Origin of the sequence: Streptomyces sp. NPDC002793, assembly GCF_040295485.1 — a bacterium.
Classification (GTDB): Bacteria; Actinomycetota; Actinomycetes; order Streptomycetales; family Streptomycetaceae; genus Streptomyces.
In genome coordinates this window covers 1-24,720 of record NZ_JBEOVL010000022.1, presented here as the reverse complement: position 1 = coordinate 24,720, position 24,720 = coordinate 1, and the positions used below count along the sequence as shown (strand labels likewise).

Genomic DNA, 24,720 nt, shown 5'->3' with positions numbered 1-24,720 from the left:
CCGCGTCCGTCAGCCCCCGGCCCCCAACCGCGCGGCGATGTCCTCCCGCAGACGTACCTTGTCCGTCTTGCCGACCGCGGTCGACGGGAGCGCCGGGACCTCGACGAGACGCTCCGGCAGCTTGAACCGGGCCAGCCCGCCGGCCTCCAGGTGCCTGCGGATCTCCCGCAGCGGCGGCGCCCCCGCGCCCGTGCCCACGACGTACAGGCAGACGGCTTCGCCCAGCACCGCATGCGGCATCGCGACGGCCGCGGCGGCCAGCACAGCCGGGTGCGTCAGGACCAGAGCCTCCAATTCGTCCGCCGGGATCTTCTCCCCTCCGCGGTTGATCACGTCCTTCAGCCGCCCGGCGACCACGAGGTTCCCGGACGGGTGGCGGCGGACGAGGTCGCCGGTGCGGTAGAAGCCGTCGGGGGTGAACGACGCCGCGTCCGCGTCGCCGTGATACCCCGAGATGACTCCCGGGCCCCTGACCAGCAGTTCACCGATGTCCCCCTCCGCGACGCGCCGGCCCTCCTCGTCGACCACGAGGATCTCGTCACCCGGCGAGGACGGCCGCCCCTGCGTGGTGAAAGCGACCTCGGGCGGATCGTCGAGCCGGGTGAAGTTCAACTGCCCCTCACTCATGCCGTACACCTGCTGGATCCGGCAGTCGAAGGCCTCGGCCAGCCGGGCGGCAGTGAACGCGTCCAGGCGTGCCCCGCCGACCTGCAGGACCCGCAGACTCGACAGGTCATGGCCGCCGTGTGCGGCGCGGGCGGTGAGCCACCGCAGGGCGAGCGCAGGAGTGAGCGCGCAGTGGGTGACGCGCTCCCGCTCGATCAGCGCCAGAGCCGCCGTGGCGTCGTCCGGTGCGCCGAGTACGACCTTTCCGCCGCGGGCGAGTGTGCCCAGCATCCCCGGAGCGGAGAAGGCGAAACCGTGTGCCACGGGCAGGACCGCGAGAAACACCGATTCCGACGTCAGCCCCGAAACCGAGGCCGCGGCGCGGATCACGTGTCCGAGTGCCTCATGGGTGCGGGCGATGGGTTTGGGCGCGCCGGTCGTCCCGCTCGACAGCAGGAAGAGCGCGGTGTCCGAGGGGCACCGGCCGGCGGGCGTTCCGGGGGAGTCACCGGTGTCGAGGACGAGACGGTCGAGGTCCACGTGTTCCCCGGCAGGGCCCGCGAGGCCCGAGACGAGGAGGGTCCGTACGGACGGATGGCGCTCGCGGAGCCGCTCGGCGAGTTCCAGGTGGTCGAAGCGCCGGTGCCGGGCCGGCACGGCGAGGGCCGCCGGGGCCAACGCGGTCAGGACAGGCCCCAGTTCGTGTTCACGCAGGGCTGGCAGGGCGAGTGCGGGGCGCGCGCCGAGTCTGATCAGAGCGAGGACGAGGACGACGAACCGGGCCTGGTTCGGCAGCTGTACGAGCACGGTCTCGCCGGCCCGGACACCGGCCCTGGCCAGCCCCGCCGCGCAGCCCGACACCGCCGCGTCGAGCTCGGCCCTGGTGAAGGCGTGGACGCCGTCGGTCAGTGCCGCGCGGTGACCCGCGTGGACGCGGGTGCCCAGCACGAGGTCGTCCAGGAACTCCGGGCGCCACCAGCCACGGTCCCGGTACTCCCCGTGGACGTCTCCACGGGCATCGGTGTCCGGTACGCGTCCGTCGAGGACGGCGGCGAGCTGTCGCACGGTGTGGTCGTGCTCGGTCCAGAGGTCGACGCGGGTGGCGAACCGGTCGGCCAGGTCCACCTGGATCTGCGTGAGGTCCACGGAGTCGAGCGCGAGGTCCGCCCGCAACCGCGCGTCCTCGCGCAGCAGTTCTTCACCGATTCCCAGGTCACGGAGGATCCTGCGCACTTCTTCGATGCCCGTCATTCGGACGGTATGCCCGGCACACCGGGGCGGGAGACCGGCGCGCGGAAGCAGTGGGAAGCGCGAGTGACCAGGGAGGCGTCCGAAGTGGGTGGGAAAGGATCACGCACGCCCTGCACCGTACGTGACGTGCGTGTCACGCTGTGGAATCACACCGGTTTCGGCACGGGAGTGAGATGAACCCAGCGAACAGCGGAACGCTCGCGGTACCGGGCGCGAAGATCTACCACGAAGTACGGGGCGAAGGGCCTCTCCTGCTGCTCATCGGAGGAGGGAACTCCGACGCGGCCGTGTTCAAACGACTGGCCGCGGTCCTGGCCGCCGGCCACCGGGTCGTCACCTACGATCCGCGCGGGAATTCACGCAGCGTGCTCGACGGCCCCCCGGTGGACCAGAGGGTCGAGGAACACGCCGACGACGCGTACCGGCTGATCCGCCGTCTCGCCGGCCCCGACGAGCCCGTGCACGTCTTCGGGAGCTGCTCGGGCGGGCTCGTCGCACTGGAACTCACGGTCCGGCACCCGGACAGGATCCGGCTGGCCGTCGCACACGAACCCCCCGTGCTCAGCATCCTTCCGGACGCGCGCATCCACCTGGCGCTCATGAAGGACATCTGCCGGACGTACCGCGGCGCGGGCATGGCACCGGCGCTCGTCAAGCTGCAGGCCCTCCACGGCGGCCGGCCCGCTCCCGCCCTCCCCGAGGAGCACAACAACACCGACTTCTTCCTCAGCCACTTCGTCCTGCCGTTCACCCGCTTCGTGCCGGACCTCACCGCGCTCGGAGAGGTCGCGGACAAGGTGGTGTGGGCAGGCGGCCACGCCTCGCGCGGGGACCTCGTGCACCGCCCCGTGTCCGCCCTCGCCGAGCGGTTCGGCCGTCCGGTGGAACTGTTCCCCGGCGGGCACGTCGGATACGCGCGATATCCCGCCGACTTCGCGGAGCGCCTCGTCGAGATCCTCACCACCTCACCCGCCGGAGCGGACCGTCCCCGGGAGACGACCGGCGGAGGGTGGTGACATGCGGATCGTGATGGGGGCGCAGAACTGCGGCTTCGGTCCCGTCGCCGAGCTCGTCGCGGTCTCACGGGGACTCCACGGCCACGAGCGGGTGTTCGTCGGCGACGGTGTCGCCGCTGTGTTCGCCCGACGTAACCCCGACGCCTTCGACGCGGTGCACGACACCGGAGGCATGACAGGGGAGGTGGCGGCGGAGACGACCGACGCGCTGCTGCGGGGCAGCGATCACGTGATCTCCGTCATGGACGCCGAGCTGGTGATCCGGTCCGTCGTGGCCGGTCGGCCGGTGACCATGGTGGACAGTCTCTTCAGCTTCTGGCAGCTCGCACTCCCGTTGGCCAGGATCCACGAACGCTGCGTGACCATGCCACGCTCAGGTCTCGCGGCCGCCGAGCAGCACCTGGCGGGCCTCTCGCCGCACGAGCGGGTCGTCGCGGCCCACCTGCTCGCCACCCACAGCGTCGTCCAGAACTTCCCCGGCGTCACCGAGCGCGCGACGGAGTTCGCCGCTCTCGGCACCGGCCCACGGACGCACCTGACCGGCCCGATCGTCGACGTCGAAGGGGTGCGGGACGTCGCGCGCACCACCGGACCGGAACACGACCTGCTCATCAACGTCGGCGGGTTCAAGAACTTCCTGCTCGACTTCGACGTCAACGACGACTACCTGCGCCTGCTCCACCGGTGGCTCCCCGACCTGCTGCGCGACTGGCCCCGGTTCCGTCGCGTCCTCGTCTGCGGAGGCCCGTTCGGCGAGGGCCGGGAGCGGACGGTCTCGGCCGCCGGCGGCACGGCCGACTGCCGCCTCCTGCGCCAGCGCGAGCTGCTCCAGGCGGTGGCGAGCACCCCGGACTGCCTGATGGCTCCCGGGCTCACCGCGCTCCACGAATCGATCGCTCTCGGGCGACTGCCCCTGGCGATCCACGAGCAGCACTACGCCCATGTGTTCACCATGCGCGCCCTGGACGGCACGGAGTTCGGGCGGAGCGGGGGCCGGTTCGCGGACGTCGTGCCGGACCACCCGCTGCCGGAGGACGACTTCGCCGGCACGGCGGCCCTGGTCGGGCTGGCCGGCCGTATCCGCAAGGACGAGGAGCTCTACGCGAGATACCGGCGGACCTTCAACGAACGCATCGAGCACCACGTCTCGCTCACCCCGGCACAGCGGCGGCACGGCGTGGCGGAACTCGGCCGGCTCCTCGGCGGTGAGCCGGTCCACGCGGTCATGGCCGGGATCCTGGACACGGCGCGCGCCGTGTGACGAGGGAGAGTCCTACCGGCCGACCAGTGCCGCCAGCCCCTCGGCGCGGGCCAGGTGTTCCAGCTCGTCCAGGGCCCGGACGGCCGCGTCCGCCGCCGAGGGGTCGCGGTCGGCGAGCCCGCTCTCCGCGAACTCGTCCTCGTCCAGCCGCAGTACGGCCGAGCCGTCCGCCGACACCCACAGGTCGAGGTCCAGGTCCTCGACCACCAGCTCGGAGCCCCGCAGCACGGCGGGCCGGGTGATGTCGCAGTACCAGCCCTTCAGCCGGCCGCCGCCGGTGCGGACCTCCTTCACCGCGTACCACCGGTCGCGCCAGTAGTGCTCGGTGAGGACGTCGCCCGGTTCGAAGCGTACGAAGCCGAAGTCCCGGACACCGGGGGCCGCCCAGGGAGCCCGGACGGTGATCCGGGTCCCGTCGTCGGCCAGCCGCGCGGCCGGGTAACGGATCTTGGTACGGCCCGCCTTGACCAGGGCGACGGTCAGCGTGGCCCCGGCCCCGGCTTCAGTTCCGGCCGGTCTCGCGGACATGGCGCACCTCCGTCGCGCAGATCTCGTACCCGAACCAGCGGTTGATCGCGAGCATCGGGCCGTTGCCGGCGTCGTTTCCGGTGTACGCGTCCGTGTATCCGGCGGCCCGCGCCCGGTGCAGCGAGTCGCTCTTCGCGAGCTTCGCCAGGCCCCGGCCGCGGAAGGCGCGCCGGGTGCCGGTCATGCCCGACGAGTAGCGGCTCAGTCCGTCCGTCTCCGCCACACTGAACGCCGCGACCTGCCCGTCCACCACGACGACCGTGGTGAGCGCGTGGTCGAAGCAGGGCTGCCGCCAGGTCGTGGTCAGCCAGTTCTGGTAGTCGGAGAACTCCACCGGGGTGTCGCTCGGTTCGTCCGCGGTCGTCTCCGCGTCGGCCTCGAAGAGCGGGCGCGGGTCGTCCTCGTAGTCGGCGGCGGTCCGCAGCTCGGTCCCGGCGGGGAGTTCCGGGACCGGAGGGAGCGTGCTGTCCGCCAGGCCGAGACGGAGGAAGTGCGCCGTCCGGCGCGCCGCATAGCCGCGTCTCTCGGCGAACCCACGGTTGGCCGGTTCGTCGAGCACCCAGGTGTAGACGGCGGTCGCGCCCGCACCGGCCACATGCTCCTCACCGGCCCGCGCCAGCAGCGTGCCCGCGCCCCGGCCGGTCCTGTCCGGTCGGACGTACGGATTGCAGAACCCCTGGCCGGGTTCCGTGCTCTCGTGGGAGATTCCCGTCTGCGCGGTCCCGATCACCTCGCCGTCCTCCTCGGCGACCAGCAGCCGGTAGTGCCGGTCGGGGGGAGCGGTGGCCAGGTCGCTCAGGACCTGCTCCGGAGTCGTCACCATGTACGGGAGCGCGGCACGCCGCACCCGGATCCAGGCGTCCACGTCGTCGGGCCGGAAATCACGCACGAGAACGGTCATGGGCCGGACGCTAACGCGGGACCCGGCCCGGCCGCCTCCGAATATTTGCGGCGGTGCCCCGGTGACGGGGACGCGGTACGAGAGAATCGGCGCGTGACTCTGAAGATCGCCGTTGACCCGGACTCCGCCACCGCCCCGTACGAACAACTGCGCGCCCAGCTGTCCGAACAGGCCCGCTCCGGAGCCCTGCCCGTCGGCTACCGGCTGCCGACCGTACGCGGTCTCGCAGGTGAACTGGGCCTCGCCGCCAACACCGTGGCCAAGGCCTACCGCGCGCTGGAGGCCGACGGGGTGATCGAGACCCGGGGCCGCAACGGCACGTTCGTCGCCGCCGCCGGCGACGCGGCCGACCGCCACGCGGCGACGGCGGCACAGGAGTACGCCGAGCAGGCCCGGCGCCTCGGACTGTCCCGGGCCGACGCGCTGGCCCTGGCCGAGGACGCGCTGCGGGCTGCCTACGGCCGCTGACGCGCGCTCACAGGTACAGCCCGGCGTCCGCCCCCGCGTCCTGCTTCGGTACGGAGGGATGACCGCTGCCCCTCCGCAGGGCGTACAGCTCCGCGAGGGTGGTGCCCTCCCGGCCGAGCCCTTCCTCCGTGCCCAGCCAGGACGCCGACTCCGCACGGGTCAGCGAACCCACCTCGATGCGGGCCAGGCAGCGGCCCGGCCTGACGACGGCGGGGTGCAGCCGCTCCAGGTCCTCATTGGTCGTCACCCCGACCAGTACGTTGCGCCCCTGGCCCAGCAGACCGTCCGTGAGGTTCAGCAGCCGTGACAGTGCCTGGCCGGCCGTGTGCTTCGCCTCGCCGCGGATCAGCTCGTCGCAGTCCTCCAGGAGCAGCAGCCGCCACCGCCCCTTCGCCGAACCGTCGTCCTCACCGATGGCGATGTCCATCAGATAGCCGACGTCGTTGAACAGCCGCTCCGGGTCCAGGACGCAGTCGACCTGGCACCAGTCGCCCCAGGACCGGGCGAGGGTGCGCAGCGCCGAGGTCTTGCCGGTGCCCGGCGGGCCGTGCAGCAGGAGCAGCCGTCCGGCGATGTCGTCGGGGGTCACCTTCATCAGCCGGTCCATCGCATCGGCCACGGGGGCCGTGTAGTTGGACCGGACCTCGTCCCAGGTGCCGGCGGCGATCTGCCGGGTGGTGCGGTGCGGGCCGCGGCGCGGGGAGACGTACCAGAAACCCATGGTCACGTTCTCGGGCTGCGGCTCCGGCTCGTCCCGCGCCCCGTCGGTCGCCTCGGACAGGATCTTCTGGGCCAGTTCGGGGGTGGTCGCTGTGACCGTGACGTCGGCGCCCCGGTTCCACCGCGAGATGAGCAGGGTCCAGCCGTCGCCCTCGGCGAGGGTCGCGCTGCGGTCGTCGTCACGTGCGGCCCGCAGCACCTCGGCCGCCGCGGGCAGCAGAGTCGCCCCCGACCGCACGCGGTCGAGGGAGGAGCTGTGCGAGTACGGCTGCTCGCCTGTCGCGAAGCGGCCCAGGAACAGCGCGTCCACGACGTCGGACGGCGAGTCGCTGTCGTCGACGTTGAGCCGGATCGGCAGGGCGGATTCGGGGTTGGCAGACATGCCGCACATGATCCGGCACGGCGGCACCCCGTGCACCCGGGTTTCGGCAGCTGCCCCCGGGCGGCGGGACCGGAGCGCAGCGTGCGCGGCGCTCCGGTCCCGCCGTTCACCGTGCTCAGGGAGGCCCGGAGCCGCCGAGACCGTGGCGGGCCCGGCGTGCCGCGCGCACGACGGCGAACCCCTTGGTGAGGGCCCGGTCCACCGCGAACGCCCGGCCGACCGCACGGCCCTCGACCAGCCGCGCGAACTCGGCGGGGCCGGTACCTCGGCGGACGGTCACCCGTTCCAGGGCGTAAGGACCCTGGCGGCGGCGGGCCAGGGCGTTGCCCACGGCGAGGGACTGCGCGAATCCGGCGGCCCGCACCGACTGCCGCACCCGGCGGGTGGAGTAGCCGTAGGGATAGGCGAACGAGACCGGGGGAGCGCCCAGTTCCGCGCCCACGATCTCCCGGCAGCGCACGGCCTCGGCGCGCAGGACCATGTCGTCGAGCTGGTCCAGCTGCGGGTGGGTGTGACTGTGGCCGCCTATCTCCACCCCGGTGGAGGCGAGTTCGCGCACCTGGCCCCAGTCGAGCATGGTGTCCGGGGCGCCGCCCTCGTCGTACGCCCCGCGCAGCCAGCCGGTGGTGACGAAGACGGTGGCCGCGAAGCCGTGCTCGGCGAGCACCGGCAGGGCGTGCCGGTGCACCCCCTCGTAACCGTCGTCGAACGTGATCAGCACCGGCCGGGGCGGCAGGGGCCGCCCCGTGCGCCAGGTCTCGCCCAGCGCGGCCGTGGTGAGCGGGGTGAAGCCGCGCCGGGCCAGGATCTCCATCTGTGTACGGAAGGCGTCCGGCGACACGGAGAGGCCGTACGCGCCGTCGGCCGGGCGGTGGCCGACGGCGTGGTACATCAGGATCGGCACGGCCCGGCTCGCCCCGCCCGCCTCGCTCACCGCACCCCCTCACGCGCCCCGGCCGCCGGTTCGATCACCGGCACGGCGAAGGACGCGCCGTCGCGCCGGACCCGCACGCTCCCCACCGCGTAGCCGGCCGCCGCCGCCAGCACCCCCGTCACGACGGCGCCGGCGCGTCCCGCCCCGCCGGGACGGCCGAGCAGGAAGTCCCGTACGCCCCGCAGCACTCCGGCCGGGAGCACCCGGGTGGTGTAGGCGCGCTCGGACTCAAGGCCCCGCCCCGCACCGACGCTCCGGGCGACGAGCGCCTTGGAGAGCCCTTCGGCGTACGTACGGGTCCGGAAGTAGCCGAAGCGCTCCCGCACGTCGGGGACCTTGTGGTGGATCACCGCGCGGTCGTCGATCAGCAGGACGGCGTGGGGGAGCGCGCGGCTCAGCCTGATGCAGAGCTCGGTCTCCTCCCCGCCCAGTGGCCGCTTGTCGCCGTCCCGCCCGATGCCTGTGGCGAAGCCGCCCGCCGCGTCGAACGCCTCGCGCCGGAACGACGCGTTGCCGCCGAGGACGTTGCGGACGCGGACGGTTCCGGACGGCAGCCCCAGGTAGGTGCATCCGACCACCCAGTCGAACTCCTCGGGGAACCAGACGGGCCTGTGGCCCGAGGCCCACGACGGCAGGGTCCGGCCGCCGACGGCCATCACCCGCGGATCGTCGTAGCCCTTGTCGAAGTGACGCAGCCAGTCCCGCTCGGCCACCGCGTCGTCGTCGAGGAAGGCGACGACCGCGCCACGGGCGGCGGCGATGCCCGTGTTGCGGCCGGCCGACAGGCCGCGGGGACCCGCGTTCGGGAGCACCCGCACCCCGGGACCTTCCCCGTACTCAGCGGCCAGCCGACGCAGCAGCACCGGATTGTGGTCCACCACCAGCAGGATCTCCTGTGCGGGCAGGGACTGTGCGCGGACCGAGGCGACGGCGTCGAGGATGTCCCCCCAGCGCTCCTCGGTGTAGACGCAGATGACGACGGAGAAGCCGCGCGGGCCCATGGGGTCCGCCCCCGGCCGCGCGTTCACAGCACCTGCCCCTGGCCGATGACGGCGGGAACGGCCGCCGTCCGGCGCACGCGCTTCTCCGTGAGGATCACTCTGAGCACCCGGAGTCCGTCGCGTACGGCGCTGAGATTGCTGACGCCGTGGATGCGGTTGTACTCGTGGCTGGGCACCTCCTGGACCCTGAGGCCGGCCTTGACCACCCGGATGTTCATCAGGGTCTCGATCTCGAAGCCGGTGCAGTCCAGGGCGATCCGGTCCAGGCAGTGCTTCCAGAAGGCGTTGTAGCCGTAGCAGAGGTCGGTGTAGCGGGCTCCGAACTTGCGGTTGACCACCGCGCACAGGACCCGGTTGCCGAGCTTGCGGACCGGCGTCATGTCGTCCGTGCCGCCGCCGTTGGCGAAGCGCGAACCCTTGGCGAAGTCGGCGCCGCCGACCAGGGCGGAGACGTAGCTGACGATCTCCTCACCGTCGGCAGAGCCGTCCGCGTCGACCATCACGATGATCTCGCCGGTGCAGGCCGCGAAGCCACTGATCAGGGCGTCCCCCTTGCCCTTGCCGACCTGTTCGACGACGACGACGTCCGGCCGGAGTTCACGGGCGACCCGGACGGTGTCGTCGGTCGAATTCCCGTCCACGAGTACGACTTCGTGAATCCAGTCGGGCAGGGTCCTGAACACATGGGGAAGATTCTCCGCCTCGTTCATGGCGGGGATCACGACACTTACCGGCGGCGCTATCGCGAGATGGGAGGAGATCGGGCGGTATTCGCTCTTCACGCGCGCTGTTTCGGTCTCTTCGACGGCAGGTCTGATCGAGGAAGGCAGAACTGAACTCATGAGTCTTTTCCCTCTCGTCCGGTGGACGGCCCGCCCCCGGGCTGTCCGGATAAAGGTCCGGTTCGAAAGGGGGGCTCTCACCCAGGCCATGACGGCATGACGCTCCGAGCTGGCTGGATGAGCTGGCACAACTGGCCGCACGGCGACCGACTCGAGCGAGTCGGGCCGCTGAGCACGGCACCCCCCTACCGCGCCCCGCTCCGGTATCCATCGCGGCCGCCTGAGCCCTCCCCTGGAGCCGCTCGCGTGATGGACCGTCACGGGTATATCTACGACGGTATTGACGAGGGGAACTGTATGGCAAGGCGCGCTATGACGTCTCGTCCTTTTCGGACTTTGACAGAACTGTCACACACGGCTGCGGAATTCGTGATTCCTTGTTCTCGGCCGCCCGGGGACTTTGGGGTTATCGGGGTTATCGGGGTGTGCGAGGTATATGGCGGCGTGCAGTGCGGCAGTCGGTGTCGCGAAGAGGTGAAAGAGCGTGAAAGGGGCGGGTGGAAGTGAAGCGAGAGCCCGGAGCATGCCGACCCGGAGCGTGCCGATGTGCCGCGACGGGCGCGGGCGTCGCCCATGCGCAGGGATCCGGAACGCTCCGCCGTCAACGGCGCCGCAGACCACCTCGACACCGCCACCGCCAAGCGCGCGGCCGATCACGCGCTTCACCTTCGGCGACGTCACCCCGACCTTCACCGGGCACGAGATCTGGTCGGGCAGCGCCTGGCTGCACAGCGTGAACCGGCCCGACATCGGGGAGTCCTGCCACCCCACCGCCGCCGGCCGGTCCGGCGGTTATCTGCCCGTCCTCAGCGCGAAGGCCTGACCGCGTCGCGGAGCGATGCGCCGACCGGTGAGGGGGAGGGGCCGTCCCGCGCGGTCTCCCCCTCGCACGTCATGCGAGCGCGACCACACCCGTCGTGGCCTTCCCGCCGCTCTCCTCCGTGTCGTCGTCGCCCGTCAGGGCCCAGACGAGACCACCGGCGATGAGCAGTAGGGCGGCCCCGACGGCCACCAGGACGCCCCGGAGGCTTCCGGGCCCGGCGGATTCCGGCTGGTCCGCGGCCGGCCCGGATCCCCCTGGTTCCCCGGCCGTCGCGGCCGGGCCGCCGTCCGGCGGCGGGCCTACGGCTCCGCTCGGTGATCCGGTCCCGCCCGCGGCCAGGATCCGCAGCCGGCGCTCGGTCTCCCCGGCCGTGAGCCGCTCGGCCGGATCCTTGCGCAGCAGCCCCTCGACGACGGGGGCGAGCGCTCCCGCCCGCAGCGGCGGGGGCGGCTCCTCCTCTCGCACCGCGCGCAGCGTGTCCTGCGGGGTAGCCCGGCCGAACGGGGACCGGCCCTCGGTGGCGGCGTACAGAAGCACTCCGAGTGACCAGAGATCGGATTCGGGACCCGGTGTGCGCCCCAGCGCGCGCTCGGGCGCAAGGTAGTCCGGTGAGCCGACTGGTTCACCCGTCCCGGTGAGACCGGAGGATTCCTCGGACGGGGTGATACCGAAGTTCTTCAGCATCACCCGCCCGTCGTTGGCCAGGAGCACGTTGCCCGGCGTCACGTCCCGGTGCAGCACCCCTGCCTCGTGGGCGACGCGCAGCGCCGCGAGGACCTCCGCGCCGACCCGGGCCGCCCGCCGCGGTGCCAGCGGGCCGTCTGCGTCCAGTGCGTCGGACAGGGCGATCCCCCGGATCAGGTCCATCACGATCCAGGGCCGGGAGTCATGGCTGACCACGTCGTGGACGGCGACGGCGTTGCGGTGCGAGACGCGGGACGCCGTCCGGACCTCCCGCTCCAGCCGGGCGTGCAGCCGCTCGGCCTCGTCGGAGGGGAGGGCGGCCGAGATCCGCACCTCCTTCACGGCCACCTCGCGTCCCAGCACCTCGTCGCGGGCGCGCCACACGATGCCCGTTCCGCCCTCTCCCAACGGGTCCAGGAGGCGGTAACGATCCGCGATCACACGGCCGGTGCCCGGGAACTCGCTCATCGGTGACCCTCCATCAGCAGCGGTGCGCAGTACGGGCGAATCCACTCCAAGCTAACTCAACCCGCTCCGGAACCGACAGGTTCCGGTAACGGCCCGTCAGCACCCGCGTACGGGGGTGCGATCCTGTGGCCGGGATACACGTGGGTCACCGCGGGACGATAGGGTTAACCTGCCCGGGCCGGGTGCCCTCGTACGGGTGGGGAGTGATATGGAACAGATAACGGTGCGCAGCAGGCCGCGTGTGCCTGCCATCACATGTGGGAGCGGAGCGACCAGTTCGCGCCTCGACCGTCATCTCGCAGTGCTGGGCGGCCCCGCCGTTCCGCAGCGCGAGTCGGCGGAAGCGACGCTGCTGATGCTCGAACTCACCTCGCGCGACGCCGCGCACACCCGCAGGAGCAGGAGCGCGCGTGTCTCGCTCTTCGCCCCCCTGCGGCGACTGCGGCGCTCGCTCTTCGGCAGCCGCCACTGACCGACGGCTGTCACGACCGGCCGGCCCTCCGCTCAGGGCCGTGTCCACGATCACTCCGCTCCGGCGCAGTGCTGCTCTCCGCCCGTCCGTCATCCCCAGGGCCGGCAGCGTTGCGTCGGTGTGTTCCTCAAGACTCCTCCCCAGGCGCCCTCCCCAGGCGTCTCCTCGGCGCCGGTACGGCACCCATCGGAGCCGGCGCCCTGCCACGGCCGAGCCGTGTCCCGGTACGCCGCCTCACAGCAGCGCGAACTGCCCCTCCGGCCCCTCCTCCCGATGATCGAGTACGGACGCGGGTAGCCGCGCCTGCGCGGGGACGGGAATCAGCCCGGCCGAGCGCAGCCCGTCCCGGGTGAGCGTGCCCGACCGCTCCAGCCGGTCCCGCAGTGCCCGCTGCCGGGGCCGCAGCCCGTCGAGCAGCGCCAGGAGAGTGATCAGCTCCAGCAGTTCGGAGCTCCGCTCCCGAGGCCAGCCGCGCGGCCCCACCGCCGCCAGCCCCTCCGCCGTCGCGGTACGGCGCTCCACCCAGAGCTCCAGCATCCGGACCCCGCTGACCCGGAACTCCCAGGCCCCGACGGGCACGGGTGAGACACGTCCCTCACCGAGGACGACCGCCTCCTCGCCGGCGTCGTAGCGCAGGCCGTCCGGACGGGCCGGGACCGCGGCCCGTACGTACGGCCGCCGGCCGCCGGGCAGGCGGGGACGTTCCCCGCCGCGGGCGCCGCGCAGCTGGAGCCGCAGCAGCTCCCGGCCGAGCTCCACGCCCTCCGCCCACAGCGCGCCGTCGGCGGGCAGTGGGACGAGCGGCCCGGCGGGGGAGGGGAGGGAGGCGGCGAGGGTCCAGGCCAGGACGGATTCGGCGGTGACCGGCACGCCGTACCGGGCGGTCAGCAGTGCGGCCAGACCCGGGGTGAGATTGGGTTCCCGTCCGCCCGGACGGCGGAAGAGCGGCCTGATCCGGCCGGGACGCCCGGCGGGGGAGTGCCCGTCGGGCAGCAGCGTGGTCGCGGACAGGGCGGGGCCGCTGTCCTGGGGCACGTACCCGTGCTCGACGGCGAAGAGCTGATATCCGTCGGCGACCCGCCACAGCTCGGGGCGGGCCGCGTCGAGCAGCCGGTGGTCGGGAATCAGCCATTGCTCGTCGAAGGGGCCGTGCAGGATCCGGACGGGTCCTGGATACGGGCCAGGGTCGCGGGCGAAGGCTCGCGTGCCCGTGGACATGCCCGGCAGCGCGGCGGCAGGGGTCAGCGGCGTACGGGAGCGGGTGGGCCGGAACAGGCGTTCCTGCTCGGCACCTTCCGCCCGTACCAGCAGGTCCCAGCGGGCCCGGAGGGAGGCGGCGTCCGGGGCCGTCACCCAGGAGCGCCCCGTTCTCAGGGGGCGCACCGACCAGGGCATGAGGTCGTCCAGCAGGGGGAGCGTGCCGCCCCCGCCGGCTCCGGTCGCCGCTCGTGCTGCCACCGTGTCGTCCTCCCCGTCGCCACGTCCGCCGCTCCCGGCATCGTAACGACCGCCCCTCGCGGCCCCGCCGTCAGTGCGCGTCGACGGTCACGGAGAAGGAGAAACGGTCTCCCCGGTAGCGGATGCGGGCCACGTCCACCACCGTGCCGTCCTCGTCGTACGTCACGCCGGTGTAGTGCAGGATCGGGCTGAGCAGCGGGATTTGGAGCAGTTCGGCCGTGCCGGGGTCGGCGAGACGCGCCTCCACGGTGTCGGTGATCCGGGAGATCCGTACGCCGACGGCGTCGCGCAGCACCTTGGTCATCGGCCACCGCTCCAGATCGGCCACGTCGAGCCGGGCCGCGATCTCCGGGCGCACCGCGTTCTCCGCCCAGTTGGTGGGCTCGCCCGTCCCCTCGTCGCAGCGGAGCCGCCGGTAGCTGACGACCTCGGGGCAGTCCGGGAAGAACTCGGCGAGATCACCGGGGACGGGGGTCCGTCCGTGGCCGAGCACGGTCGTCCGCTCGCCCGACTGCTGGGCGACGATCGCGTCGATCGACCCCAGCAGCCGGACGGGCGACACGCGGCGGGCGCGCGGCTCGATGAACGTGCCGCGCCGGCGGTGCCTGCTGATCAGCCCCTCGCTCTCCAGCTCCTTGAGGGCCTGGCGCATGGTGAGGACGCTGACGCCGTAGTGCGCGGCGAGCTGTTCCTCGGTGGGCAGCCGCGTCGAGGCGTCCTGGGGGCGGCCCAGTATGGAGGCCCGCAGGGACTGCGAGACCTGGTACCACAGGGGCAGCTTCCGGTTCAGCACCAGGGAGTCGGGGGCGAATCCGGGCCGACCGGCCTCGTTCACCTGGTCCATCCGGTTCACCCGATCTCTCTGCGGCGCGGCCGGCGGTGCGGTCTCACGGCCGGAAGTTGCGGCTCAGACCCTGCCACACGTCGTCGTATCCGCGCTGGAGACGGTCCGAACCCGCGGCCTGCGCGGTCGCTGTGACCGGCCAGCGGGTCTCGAACATGAACGCCAGGCCGTCGTCGATCTTCTGCGGCTTCAGCTCCGCCGCGCTCGCGCGGTCGAACGTCGCGCGGTCCGGGCCGTGCGCCGACATCATGTTGTGCAGCGAGCCGCCGCCCGGCACGAAGCCGCCCGCCTTGGCGTCGTACGCGCCTTCGATCAGGCCCATGTACTCGCTCATCACGTTGCGGTGGAAGTACGGCGGACGGAAGGTGTCCTCGCCGACCAGCCAGCGCGGGGCGAAGACGACGAAGTCGACGCCCGCGAGCCCCGGGGTGTCGGACGGCGAGGTCAGCACGGTGAAGATCGACGGGTCCGGATGGTCGTAGCTGATCGTGCCCATCACATTGAAGCGGCGCAGGTCGTAGACGTACGGCGTGTGGTTGCCGTGCCAGGCGACCACGTCGAGCGGCGAGTGCCCGTACGTCGCCGACCAGAGGTTTCCGCAGAACTTGTTGACCACCTCGACGGGGCCCTCGCGGTCCTCGAACGCCGCGACGGGCGCCAGGAAGTCCCGTGCGTTCGCCAGCCCGTTGGCACCGATCGGACCCAGGTCGGGCAGGACGAAGGGCTGGCCGTAGTTCTCGCAGACATAGCCCCGGGCGGTGCTGTCCAGCAGCTCGACACGGAAGCGGACGCCCCGTGGGATCAGCGCCACCTGACCGGGGCCGGCGGCCAGCAGACCCATCTCGGTACGGAGCAGCAGACCGCCGCGCTCGGGGACGATCAGGAGCTCCCCGTCGGAGTCGCTGAACACCCGGTCCCGCATCGAGGAGTCCGCGCTGTACAGGTGCACGGCCATGCCGGTGCGCCGCGTGGCGTCACCGTTGCCGCCGAGCGTCCACAGGCCGGTCAGGAAGTCCGTGCCGGGCGCGGGGTCGGGGAGCGGGTCCCAGCGGAGCCGGTTGGGGTCGGGGACCGTCTCGGTGAAGGGCGCGGTGCGCAGGGTGCCGTTGTCGGTCCGGACGAAGGCGGGATGGGCTGCCGAGGGCCGGATCCGGTAGAGCCAGGACCGGCGGTTGCGCGCACGGGGCTCGGTGAAGGCCGAGCCGCTGAGCTGTTCCGCGTACAGCCCGAGAGGGGCGCGCTGGGGTGAGTTCCGGCCGTGCGGCAGTGCGCCCGGGACGGCTTCCGTGCTGTGCTCGTTCCCGAAGCCGGAACTGTGGCGGAGGCCCTCCGCCGTCTTCCTCGCCTGCTCGATGCCGCTCAACGTGCGCTCCCGGTGGATGAGGGATCCCGTGGACCCCCTGTCGGAGAATCCTATGGAACACCGTAGGAATCGAAACGTGGCCCGTCAACGGCATAAGGGCATGATGGGGCCGTGTCCCGCGCTCATACGAACCTCCGACGTGTCCCCGTGCAGCAACGCAGTGCCGAGCGGCTCGCCCGCATCCTCGACGCCGGCGCCGCGCTGCTCGACGAGACCGGCTACGAGCAGCTCTCCACCCGGGCGGTGGCCGACCGTGCCGGTGTGCCCATCGGCTCCGTCTACCGCTTCTTCCCCAACAAGAGAGCGCTGGTCGACGCCTTGGCCGAGCGCAATCTGGAGGTCTACGCCGCACGTGTCGTCGCGAGACTCGAGGCGATCCCCGAGCGGGAGTGGCGGACCGCCATCGACGCGGTGCTCGACGAGTACCTGGCGATGAAGCGCTCCGTCCCCGGCTTCGCCCTCGTCGACTTCGGCCCTCCCGTGCCCGTCACCGGACCCCTCGACGAGGAGGTGAACCGGCTCGTCGCGGGCCGCCTGGCCGAGCTGCTCTCCGGTCACCTCGGCCGGGCGGGACGTCTCGGCCCCTCGGGCGAGGGGGCAGCCCCCGACGCCGCTCTGCTCCGCACGGTCCTGGTCTGCGTGCAGGCGGCCGACGCCCTGCTCCAGCTCGCCTTCCGTGCCGATCCGGTGGGCGACCCCGAACTGATAGCGGAGACCAGGGTCCTGCTCCAGGCGTATCTCGCGCGGGTCATCGAGTAGCGGCCCCGGGGCCGTGGCGGACGGGATGGCCCGGGGCGTATTTCGCCCCGGCGTCTCGCCAGCATCCGTACCGGTCGGTATGCTCGCCTCGCCGGGAGCCCGCGCCCGCCGAGCGTGCCGCGGGACGCCGGATCACACCCGCGCGCCACCGCTGCCGCCGCCCCGGGGAGGGCCCATGTCCCACACGTCCCGTACCGCTCTGCGCGTCTGTCCGCTCTGCGAGGCCACCTGCGGACTCACCCTCACCATCGAGGGGACCGAGGTCACCGGCGCCCGAGGGGACCGCGACGACGTCTTCAGCCAGGGCTTCATCTGCCCCAAGGGCGCCTCCTTCGGAGGCCTCGACGCCGACCCCGACCGGCTGCGCACCCCACTCGTCCGCACGGACGGCGTCCTGCGCGAGGCGACCTGGAGCGAGGCGTTCGACGCGATCGCGGCGAAGATCCCGGCCCTCGTCCAGGAACACGGCGGGCAGGCCGTCGGGGTCTACCTCGGCAACCCCAACGTGCACACCACGGCGGGCGGGCTCTACCCGCCGCTGCTGCTCTCCGCGCTCGGAACCCGCAACGTCTTCACCGCCAGCACCCTGGACCAGATGCCCAAGCACGTCTCCAGCGGACTGCTCTTCGGCGACGCCAACGCCATCCCGGTACCTGATCTCGACCGCACCGCCCATCTGCTGCTGATCGGCGCCAACCCGTTGGAGTCCAACGGCAGTCTGTGCACCGCCCCCGACTTCCCGGGCAAGCTCAAGGCGCTCCGCCGCCGCGGCGGCACCCTCACCGTCATCGATCCGCGCCGCACCCGCACGGCCCGCCTGGCCGACCGGCACGCCGCGATCCGGCCCGGCACCGACGCCCTGCTGCTCGCCGCGCTCACCCAGGTCCTCGTCGAGGAGAAGCTCACCGACCCCGGCGCACTCGCCGAGCACCTCGACGGATACGACGAACTCGCCGAAGCCGTGGCGGACTTCACTCCCGAGGCGGTGTCCGCCGCCTGCGACCTGGACGCGGGCACCATCCGGGAGATCGCCCGCGAACTGGCCGCGGCCCCCGCGGCGGCCGTCTACGGGCGCATCGGCAGCTGCACCGTCGAGCACGGCACCCTGGCCAGCTGGCTCGTCGACGTGCTCAACGTCCTCACCGGCAACCTCGACCGCCCCGGCGGCGCGCTCTTCCCGCTCTCGGCCACCGCGCGTGCCCCGCGCCCCGCCGCGCCGGGCAAGGGCTTCGCCCTCGGACGTTGGAGGAGCCGGGTCTCCGGACACCCCGAGGCCAAGGGCGAACTGCCCGTCGCCGCACTCGCCGAGGAGATCGAGACGCCGGGGGAGGGGCGGATCAGGGCGCTGATCGTCGTCGCGGGCAACCCGGTGCTCTCCGCCCCCGACGGGGACCGGCTGGACCGGGCACTCGCGGGCGGCCTCGACTTCATGATCAGCGTCGATCCGTACCTCAACGAGACCACGCGCCACGCGGATGTCGTGCTGCCCCCGCCGCCCCCCTCGCAGAGCGCCCACTTCGACTTCGCGCTGAACTCCCTGGCGGTCCGCAACCAGGTCCGCTACAGCCGCCCCGCGGTGCCGCTGGAGGAGGGGCTGATGGACGAGAACGAGATCCTCGCCCGGCTCGTCCTCGCCGTCGGCGGCAGGCACGGCGCGCCGCCCGAGACCGTCGACGACCAGGTCGTCGCCGCGACGCTCGCCAGGGCCGGACTCCCCGAGTCGTTCGCCGACGGTCTGACCGGCCGCACCGGCGCGGAACGCCGCCTCGACCTGATGCTGCGCCTCGGTCCGTACGACCTCACGCTGGAGCGGCTCCTCGCGCGTCCGCACGGCATCGACCTCGGACCGCTGGAGCCACGCGTTCCCCAGGTGCTCAGGACCCGCAGCGGCCGCATCGAGCTGTTCCCCGCACCGATCGCCGCCGATCTGCCCAGGCTTCGCGCGTCACTCGGCGCACGCCCCGCGGGACTCGTCCTCGTCGGCCGCCGCCATCTGCGGTCCAACAACAGCTGGATGCACAACGTCGCCGCGCTGCGCGGCGGTTCGAACGTCTGCACCCTCCAGATCCACCCCGACGACGCGGCCCGGATCGGACTCGCCGAAGGCGGCACGGCCAGGATCACCGCGGCCGGCGGCGAGGTCGAGGCGCCCGTCGAGATCACCGACTCGGTACGCACGGGCGTCGTGAGCCTTCCGCACGGCTGGGGTCACCACCGTCCCGGCACCCGCATGTCGGTCGCGGGAGACGACCCGGGCGTCAACGTGAACCAACTCCTGGACGGCACCCTCCTGGACCCGCTGTCCGGCACAGCGGTGCTCAACGCCGTCCCCGTATCCGTAGCACCAAGTCGTTGACCTGGGGTTTTGCTCGTATTGCTCACACGTCAACATCTTGTTAACGCTGCTTCAGGGCCCCTAACGTCATCCGGACCGCCGGCCTCGGTGAGAGTTCAAAGGTGAACGTTAGGTAACCCACATGTTGACAATCCTCGGCTTCGCCATGATCGCGACCTTCCTGGTCCTGATCATGACGAAGAAGATGTCGCCGATCGCGGCGCTGGTGCTGATCCCCGCCCTGTTCTGCGTGGCCGTCGGACAGGGCGCGAAGCTCGGTGACTACGTCATCGAAGGGGTCGGCACCCTCGCACCGACCGCGGCGATGCTGATGTTCGCCATCGTCTACTTCGGCGTGATGATCGACGTCGGCCTCTTCGACCCGATCGTCAGGGGCATCCTGCGCTTCTGCAAGGCAGACCCGATGCGGATCGTCGTCGGCACGGCGCTCCTCGCCGCGATCGTCTCGCTGGACGGCGACGGCTCCACCACCTTCATGATCACGGTCTCGGCGATGTATCCGCTCTACAAGCGGCTGAAGATGAGCCTGGTCGTGATGACCGGTGTCGCCGCCACGGCGAACGGAGTCATGAACACCCTGCCCTGGGGCGGCCCCACGGCCCGAGCGGCCACCGCGCTCAAGGTCGACGCGGCCGACATCTTCGTCCCGATGATCCCGGCTCTCGCCGTCGGCCTCCTGGCCGTCGTCCTCCTCGCCTGGGTCCTGGGGCGCCGCGAGCGCAAGCGGCTCGGCGTGCTCACGCTCGACGAGGCGCTGGTGACCGAGCCCGAGACCGTCCTGGTCGGCGCGGGCGGAGGGGCTGACCGGCTCACGAAGACCCCGAAGGGTGCCGGTACCGGGACCGGCGGCGCGGACGGCGTCGAGCACGGCGACACGGACGAGGAGTTCAAGGGCCTCGACCCCCACAGGTCCACGCTCCGCCCCAAGCTCTACTGGTTCAACGCCGGCCTCACCGTCGCCCTGCTGGCCGCGATGATCCTGGAACTCATGCCGATCCCGGTGCTCTTCCTGCTCGGCGCGGCCCTCGCCCTCACCGTCAACTTCCCCCACATGCCCGACCAGCGGGCCCGGATCGCGGCCCACGCCGACAACGTGCTCAACGTCTCCGGCATGGTCTTCGCCGCGGCCGTCTTCACCGGCGTGCTCACCGGCACCGGTATGGTCGAACACATGGCGGACTGGCTCGTCGGGGCGATCCCCGACGGGATGGGCCCGCACATGGCCATCGTCACCGGGGTGCTGAGCCTCCCCCTCACGTACTTCATGTCCAACGACGGTTTCTACTTCGGAGTGCTGCCCGTGCTTGCCGAGGCCGGCGCCGCCCACGGCGTCTCCCCCCTGGAGATCGCCCGCGCCTCCATCGCGGGACAGCCGCTGCACATGTCGTCCCCGCTCGTCCCCGCCGTCTACGTCCTGGTCGGCATGGCCAAGGTGGAGTTCGGCGACCACACCCGGTTCACCGTCAAGTGGGCCGTGCTCACCTCGCTGGTGGTACTCGGCGCCGGAATCCTCTTCGGAATCATCTGATGCCTCCGGAACCACGGCCCGGCAGGGGCTGGCTGCTGCGCCTCGTCATCGCCTTCGCCTTCGCGCAGGGGGCGGTGTCGATGGCGCGGCCGGCCGTCTCCTACCGGGCTCTCTCGCTGGGCGCCGACGAGCGCGCGATCGGCGTCATCGCCGGGGTGTACGCGCTTCTGCCGCTCTTCGCCGCCGTACCGCTCGGCCGGCGGACCGATCACGGCCGTTGCGCGCCGCTGCTGCCCGTCGGGGTCCTCCTGATCGGCGGCGGCTGCGCGCTCAGCGGTACCGCGAGCTCCCTCACGGCGCTGGCCGCCTGGAGCGGGGTCATGGGCCTGGGCCACCTCTGCTTCGTGATCGGCGCGCAGTCGCTCGTCGCCCGGCAGTCGGCTCCGGCCGACCAGGACCGCAACTTCGGGCACTTCACCATCGGGGCCTCCCTCGGCCAGCTCGTCGGCCCGATCGCCGCCGGCTACCTCATCTCCGAGCGGGACGGCGCCATGGCCCGTACGAGCGCCCTCGCCCTGCTCGTCTCGGCGGTCGTCGCCGCGGTGTCGCTGACGTCGCTGTGGCGCATCGAGCACCGGGGGTCCGCCGGCTCGTCCCGGAAGGCCGCGGCGAAGGTACCGGTGGGCGGCATCCTGCGCACCCGGGGAGTCCCGGCGGGCATCTTCATCAGCCTCGCCGTGCTCAGCGCCACCGACATCCTCACCGCCTATCTCCCGGTGGTCGGTGAGCACCGTGGCATCGCGCCCGCCACCGTCGGCCTGCTGCTCAGCCTGCGGGCCGCCGCGACCATCGCCTGCCGGCTCGTCATGACACCGATGCTGCGCAGGGTCGGCAGGACCGCCCTGCTCTCCACGACCTGCCTGCTCGGCGGTCTCCTCTGCGCGGCCGTCGCCCTGCCGGCCCCGGTGTGGGGGCTGGCCGTGATGCTCGGGGTGCTGGGCTTCTGCCTGGGGGTAGGCCAGCCGCTCTCCATGACCACCGTCGTGCAGGCGGCCCCCGCGGCGGCCCGCTCCACCGCGCTCGCCCTCAGGCTCACGGGCAACCGGCTCGGCCAGGTCGCGGCCCCCGCGTCGGCCGGACTGATCGCCGGGGTCGCGGGCACGGCGGCCCCGTTCGTGATGCTGGGCGCGCTGCTGGTCGGTGCGGCGGGACTCGGCCTGCGCGGCGGCGGACCGAAGGCGGCGGATCCGGCGGCCGCGGGCCCGGGGCCCGGCGCAGGACGCCCCGCGCCGAGCGAAACCCCTCCGGACGTGAGAGCGCCGAAGCCTTAGGCCCGGCGCCGCGCTGGGACGGATCCGGTCCGGCCGTGCGACGGTTGCCGGGGTCCGTGCGTGACCTGTGTCTCCAGCCACTCTCTGGCGCCGAAAAACTAACAGCGCTAGTTTGGGGCCGGGACGGCATCCGTCCGTACGACGCACGGCTTCGGCGGCAGGCACAGCGAGCCCGGGAGGGACAGCCATGAAGGCGCATGACGGGATGTACATCGGGGGGGAGTGGCGGCCCGCCTCGGGACGGGACTCGATCGCGGTCGTGAACCCTGCGGACGAGCAGATCATCGGCCACGTGCCGGCGGGCACCGCCGAGGACGTCGACGCGGCGGTGGGCGCCGCCCGCGCCGCGTTCCCCGGATGGGCGGCCACCCCGCCCGCCGAGCGCGCCGCGAGGATCGCCGCCCTGCGCGACGTGCTCGCCGCCCGTAAGGACGAGATCGCCGAGACCGTCACCGCCGAGCTCGGCTCGCCGCCGCAGACGTCCCAGAAGATCCACGCGGCCGTACCGGTGCTGGTCGCCGCTTCGTACGCCGAGCTGGCCGCCTCGTACTCCTTCGAGGAGAAGCTCGGCAACTCCACCGTCCTGCTGGAGCCCGTCGGCGTCGTCGGCGCGATCACGCCCTGGAACTACCCGCTCCACCAGATCGTCGCCAAGGTGGCCCCCGCGCTGGCCGCGGGCTGCACCGTCGTACTCAAGCCCGCCGAGGACACCCCGCTCACCGCCCAGCTCTTCGCCGAGGCCACCCAGGAGGCGGGCCTGCCGGCCGGCGTCTTCAACCTGGTCACCGGCATCGGCGCGGTCGCCGGCCAGGCGCTCGCCGAGCACGAGGACGTCGACCTGGTCTCCTTCACCGGATCCACCGCCGTCGGCAGGCAGATCGGGGCCACCGCGGGAGCGGCGGTCAAGCGTGTCGCGCTGGAGCTCGGCGGCAAGTCCGCCAACGTGATCCTGCCCGGCGCCGACCTCGCCAAGGCCGTCAACGTGGGCGTGGCCAACGTGATGTCCAACTCCGGCCAGACGTGCAGCGCCTGGACCCGCATGCTGGTCGACGCCGAGCGGTACGAGGAGGCCGTGGGCCTCGCCGTCGCCGCGGTCGCCAAGTACGTACCCGGGGAGCGGGTCGGCCCCCTCGTCAACGCCGCGCAGCAGGCCCGGGTGCGGGGTTACATCGAGAAGGGCGTCGAGGAGGGCGCGCGTCTCGTCGCGGGCGGCCCCGAGGCGCCCAGGGAGCAGGGTTACTACGTCAGCCCGACCGTGTTCGCCGACGTCACACCCGGCATGACCATCGCGCAGGAGGAGATCTTCGGCCCGGTGCTCACGATCCTGCGGTACGAGGACGTGGACGACGCCCTGCGGATCGCCAACGACACCGTGTACGGGCTGGCCGGCGCCGTCTGGGGCGCGGACGAGGAGGAGGCCGTGGCCTTCGCCCGCCGCATGGACACCGGGCAGGTCGACATCAACGGCGGACGCTTCAACCCCCTGGCGCCCTTCGGTGGTTACAAGCAGTCGGGGGTGGGCCGCGAGCTCGGCCCGCACGGCCTCTCCGAGTACCTCCAGACCAAGTCCCTCCAGTTCTGAGCCCCCTCCGACCCACCGAGGAGTCTGTTCGTGGTCCGCGCCGCTGTACTGCCCGCCGTCGGAGCTCCCCTGGAGATCACCGACATCGAACTCCCTGAGCCCGGCCCCGGCCAGGTGAGCGTCTCCCTCGCCGCCGCCGGTGTCTGCCACTCCGACCTGTCCCTGTCCAACGGCACCATGCGGCTGCCCGTCCCCGCCGTCCTCGGTCACGAGGGGGCGGGCACGGTGCTCGCCGTCGGCGAGGGCGTCACCGACGTCGCCGCCGGTGACCAGGTGGTCCTCAACTGGGCGCCGTCCTGCGGGGAGTGCTTCCACTGCGGGATCGGCGAGGTCTGGCTCTGCGCCGACGCGCTGAAGGGCGCCGCGAACATCCACGCCCGGACGGCCGACGGCACCGAGCTGCACCCCGGCCTGAACGTCGCGGCCTTCGCGCAGGAGACCGTCGTCGCGGCGAACTGCGTGCTGCCCGCCCCGGCCGGGATCCCGCTCACCGACGCGGCGCTGCTCGGCTGCGCGGTCCTGACCGGATACGGGGCGGTGCACCACTCCGCCCGGGTCCGGGCGGGCGAGAGCGTCGTCGTCTTCGGGATCGGCGGGGTCGGCCTCGCCGTCCTGCAGGCCGCCCGCATCGCGGGGGCTTCGAAGATCATCGCCGTGGACGTGTCACCGGAGAAGGAGGAGCTGGCCCGCCGGGCCGGTGCCACCGACTACGTCGTCGCGTCCGACACCACCCCGCGTGCGATCCGCAAGCTCACCGGTGGTCAGGGTGCGGACGTCGCCGTGGAGTGCGTGGGCCGGCCCGCGACCATCCGCGGCGCCTGGGAGTCCACCCGCCGCGGCGGCCGCACCACGGTCGTGGGCATCGGCGGCAAGGACCAGCAGGTGACCTTCAACGCCCTGGAGATCTTCCACTGGGGCCGCTCCCTCACCGGCTGCGTCTACGGGAACAGCGACCCGGCCCGCGACCTGCCGGTGCTCGCCGAACACATCCGCTCCGGACGGTTCGACCTCTCCATGCTGGTGACGGAGCGGATCGCGCTGGACGGCATCCCGGCGGCCTTCGAGAACATGATCGCGGGCAAGGGCGGACGCGCGCTGGTCGTGTTCTAGCTTGATCTTTAACCTGTGCGGCGTGGGCGTGGGGTCGTTGACTTCTTTGTTCGTCGCTTTGCGGGGCCGGGTTTGCCGACGGTGTGCACGTC

The 24,720-nt window shown here is 72.4% G+C and carries 21 protein-coding genes and 1 pseudogene; 11 read left to right on the top strand and 11 right to left on the bottom strand.

Going from position 1 to position 24,720, the window contains the following annotated elements:
- Positions 1-9 precede the first annotated feature (9 nt).
- Entirely contained in the window at positions 10-1,857 is a 1,848-nt protein-coding gene (locus ABT001_RS21780; protein ID WP_351279941.1) for an AMP-binding protein, read from the bottom strand.
- Positions 1,858-2,030: 173 nt separating this feature from the next.
- Here ABT001_RS21780 and ABT001_RS21775 point away from each other — a divergent pair, with 173 nt between their 5' ends.
- Both ABT001_RS21775 and ABT001_RS21770 read left to right on the top strand, forming a co-directional pair.
- Positions 2,031-2,873 (top strand): alpha/beta fold hydrolase, encoded by an 843-nt coding sequence (locus tag ABT001_RS21775; RefSeq protein ID WP_351279939.1) that lies wholly within the window; start codon positions 2,031-2,033, stop codon positions 2,871-2,873.
- A 1-nt stretch (position 2,874) separates the two neighbouring features.
- A complete protein-coding gene (locus ABT001_RS21770; RefSeq protein ID WP_351279936.1) occupies positions 2,875-4,134 on the top strand; it encodes a hypothetical protein in 1,260 nt (419 codons plus the stop codon).
- A 12-nt stretch (positions 4,135-4,146) separates the two neighbouring features.
- Here ABT001_RS21770 and ABT001_RS21765 read toward each other — a convergent pair whose 3' ends face one another.
- Together ABT001_RS21765 and ABT001_RS21760 are read right to left on the bottom strand one after the other, a co-directional pair.
- Positions 4,147-4,662, bottom strand: coding sequence for a ribonuclease FAU-1 family protein (locus tag ABT001_RS21765; RefSeq protein ID WP_351279934.1), 516 nt, complete (start codon positions 4,660-4,662; stop codon positions 4,147-4,149).
- A complete protein-coding gene (locus ABT001_RS21760) occupies positions 4,637-5,563 on the bottom strand; it encodes a GNAT family N-acetyltransferase (RefSeq protein ID WP_351279931.1) in 927 nt (308 codons plus the stop codon). The genes ABT001_RS21765 and ABT001_RS21760 overlap by 26 nt, the downstream gene beginning before the upstream one ends.
- A 93-nt stretch (positions 5,564-5,656) precedes the next feature.
- Here ABT001_RS21760 and ABT001_RS21755 point away from each other — a divergent pair, with 93 nt between their 5' ends.
- Entirely contained in the window at positions 5,657-6,031 is a 375-nt protein-coding gene (locus ABT001_RS21755) for a GntR family transcriptional regulator (protein ID WP_351279928.1), read from the top strand.
- Between the two features lie 7 nt (positions 6,032-6,038).
- Here the strand turns inward: ABT001_RS21755 and ABT001_RS21750 are convergent, their stop codons facing one another.
- The 4 genes from ABT001_RS21750 to ABT001_RS21735 form a co-directional block, all read right to left on the bottom strand.
- Complete coding sequence (locus ABT001_RS21750) at positions 6,039-7,133, bottom strand: DUF5925 domain-containing protein (RefSeq protein WP_351279926.1); 1,095 nt, start codon at positions 7,131-7,133, stop codon at positions 6,039-6,041.
- A 115-nt stretch (positions 7,134-7,248) separates the two neighbouring features.
- Positions 7,249-8,025, bottom strand: a complete 777-nt coding sequence (locus ABT001_RS21745) for a polysaccharide deacetylase family protein (RefSeq protein ID WP_351280138.1) — start codon at positions 8,023-8,025, stop codon at positions 7,249-7,251.
- 38 nt (positions 8,026-8,063) lie between these two features.
- Positions 8,064-9,068, bottom strand: coding sequence for a glycosyltransferase family 2 protein (locus ABT001_RS21740; RefSeq protein ID WP_351280136.1), 1,005 nt, complete (start codon positions 9,066-9,068; stop codon positions 8,064-8,066).
- A 23-nt stretch (positions 9,069-9,091) separates the two neighbouring features.
- Positions 9,092-9,910, bottom strand: coding sequence for a glycosyltransferase family 2 protein (locus ABT001_RS21735; RefSeq protein WP_351279923.1), 819 nt, complete (start codon positions 9,908-9,910; stop codon positions 9,092-9,094).
- Positions 9,911-10,492: 582 nt separating this feature from the next.
- Here ABT001_RS21735 and ABT001_RS21730 point away from each other — a divergent pair.
- Positions 10,493-10,733 (top strand): annotated as a pseudogene (locus ABT001_RS21730) (lipase); the annotation flags it as partial.
- Positions 10,734-10,802: 69 nt separating this feature from the next.
- Here ABT001_RS21730 and ABT001_RS21725 read toward each other — a convergent pair.
- Positions 10,803-11,885, bottom strand: coding sequence for a serine/threonine-protein kinase (locus ABT001_RS21725; protein WP_351279921.1), 1,083 nt, complete (start codon positions 11,883-11,885; stop codon positions 10,803-10,805).
- Between the two features lie 208 nt (positions 11,886-12,093).
- Between ABT001_RS21725 and ABT001_RS21720 the strand changes: the two genes are divergently transcribed.
- On the top strand, positions 12,094-12,357 hold the full coding sequence (locus tag ABT001_RS21720; RefSeq protein WP_351279918.1) for a hypothetical protein: 264 nt from the start codon (positions 12,094-12,096) through the stop codon (positions 12,355-12,357).
- 234 nt (positions 12,358-12,591) lie between these two features.
- Here ABT001_RS21720 and ABT001_RS21715 read toward each other — a convergent pair whose 3' ends face one another.
- The 3 genes from ABT001_RS21715 to hmgA form a co-directional block, all read right to left on the bottom strand.
- The gene (locus tag ABT001_RS21715; RefSeq protein WP_351279915.1) at positions 12,592-13,815 is read right to left on the bottom strand and encodes a type ISP restriction/modification enzyme; all 1,224 of its coding nucleotides are present in this window, start codon (positions 13,813-13,815) and stop codon (positions 12,592-12,594) included.
- 70 nt (positions 13,816-13,885) lie between these two features.
- Complete coding sequence (locus ABT001_RS21710; RefSeq protein ID WP_351279913.1) at positions 13,886-14,659, bottom strand: GntR family transcriptional regulator; 774 nt, start codon at positions 14,657-14,659, stop codon at positions 13,886-13,888.
- Positions 14,660-14,702: 43 nt separating this feature from the next.
- A complete protein-coding gene (gene hmgA / locus ABT001_RS21705) occupies positions 14,703-16,022 on the bottom strand; it encodes a homogentisate 1,2-dioxygenase (RefSeq protein ID WP_351279911.1) in 1,320 nt (439 codons plus the stop codon).
- A gap of 147 nt (positions 16,023-16,169) precedes the next feature.
- Here hmgA and ABT001_RS21700 point away from each other — a divergent pair, with 147 nt between their 5' ends.
- The 6 genes from ABT001_RS21700 (at position 16,170) to ABT001_RS21675 (ending at position 24,628) form a co-directional block, all read left to right on the top strand.
- Positions 16,170-16,781, top strand: coding sequence for a TetR/AcrR family transcriptional regulator (locus ABT001_RS21700; RefSeq protein ID WP_502967499.1), 612 nt, complete (start codon positions 16,170-16,172; stop codon positions 16,779-16,781).
- Between the two features lie 175 nt (positions 16,782-16,956).
- The gene (locus ABT001_RS21695) at positions 16,957-19,137 is read left to right on the top strand and encodes a molybdopterin oxidoreductase family protein (RefSeq protein WP_351279906.1); all 2,181 of its coding nucleotides are present in this window, start codon (positions 16,957-16,959) and stop codon (positions 19,135-19,137) included.
- Between the two features lie 121 nt (positions 19,138-19,258).
- The gene (locus tag ABT001_RS21690) at positions 19,259-20,665 is read left to right on the top strand and encodes a CitMHS family transporter (protein WP_351279903.1); all 1,407 of its coding nucleotides are present in this window, start codon (positions 19,259-19,261) and stop codon (positions 20,663-20,665) included.
- A complete protein-coding gene (locus ABT001_RS21685; protein WP_351279900.1) occupies positions 20,665-21,936 on the top strand; it encodes an MFS transporter in 1,272 nt (423 codons plus the stop codon). The genes ABT001_RS21690 and ABT001_RS21685 overlap by 1 nt, the downstream gene beginning before the upstream one ends.
- Positions 21,937-22,123: 187 nt before the next feature.
- The gene (locus ABT001_RS21680; RefSeq protein WP_351279898.1) at positions 22,124-23,518 is read left to right on the top strand and encodes an aldehyde dehydrogenase family protein; all 1,395 of its coding nucleotides are present in this window, start codon (positions 22,124-22,126) and stop codon (positions 23,516-23,518) included.
- 30 nt (positions 23,519-23,548) lie between these two features.
- Positions 23,549-24,628 (top strand): Zn-dependent alcohol dehydrogenase, encoded by a 1,080-nt coding sequence (locus ABT001_RS21675; RefSeq protein ID WP_351279895.1) that lies wholly within the window; start codon positions 23,549-23,551, stop codon positions 24,626-24,628.
- Positions 24,629-24,720: the final 92 nt, after the last annotated feature.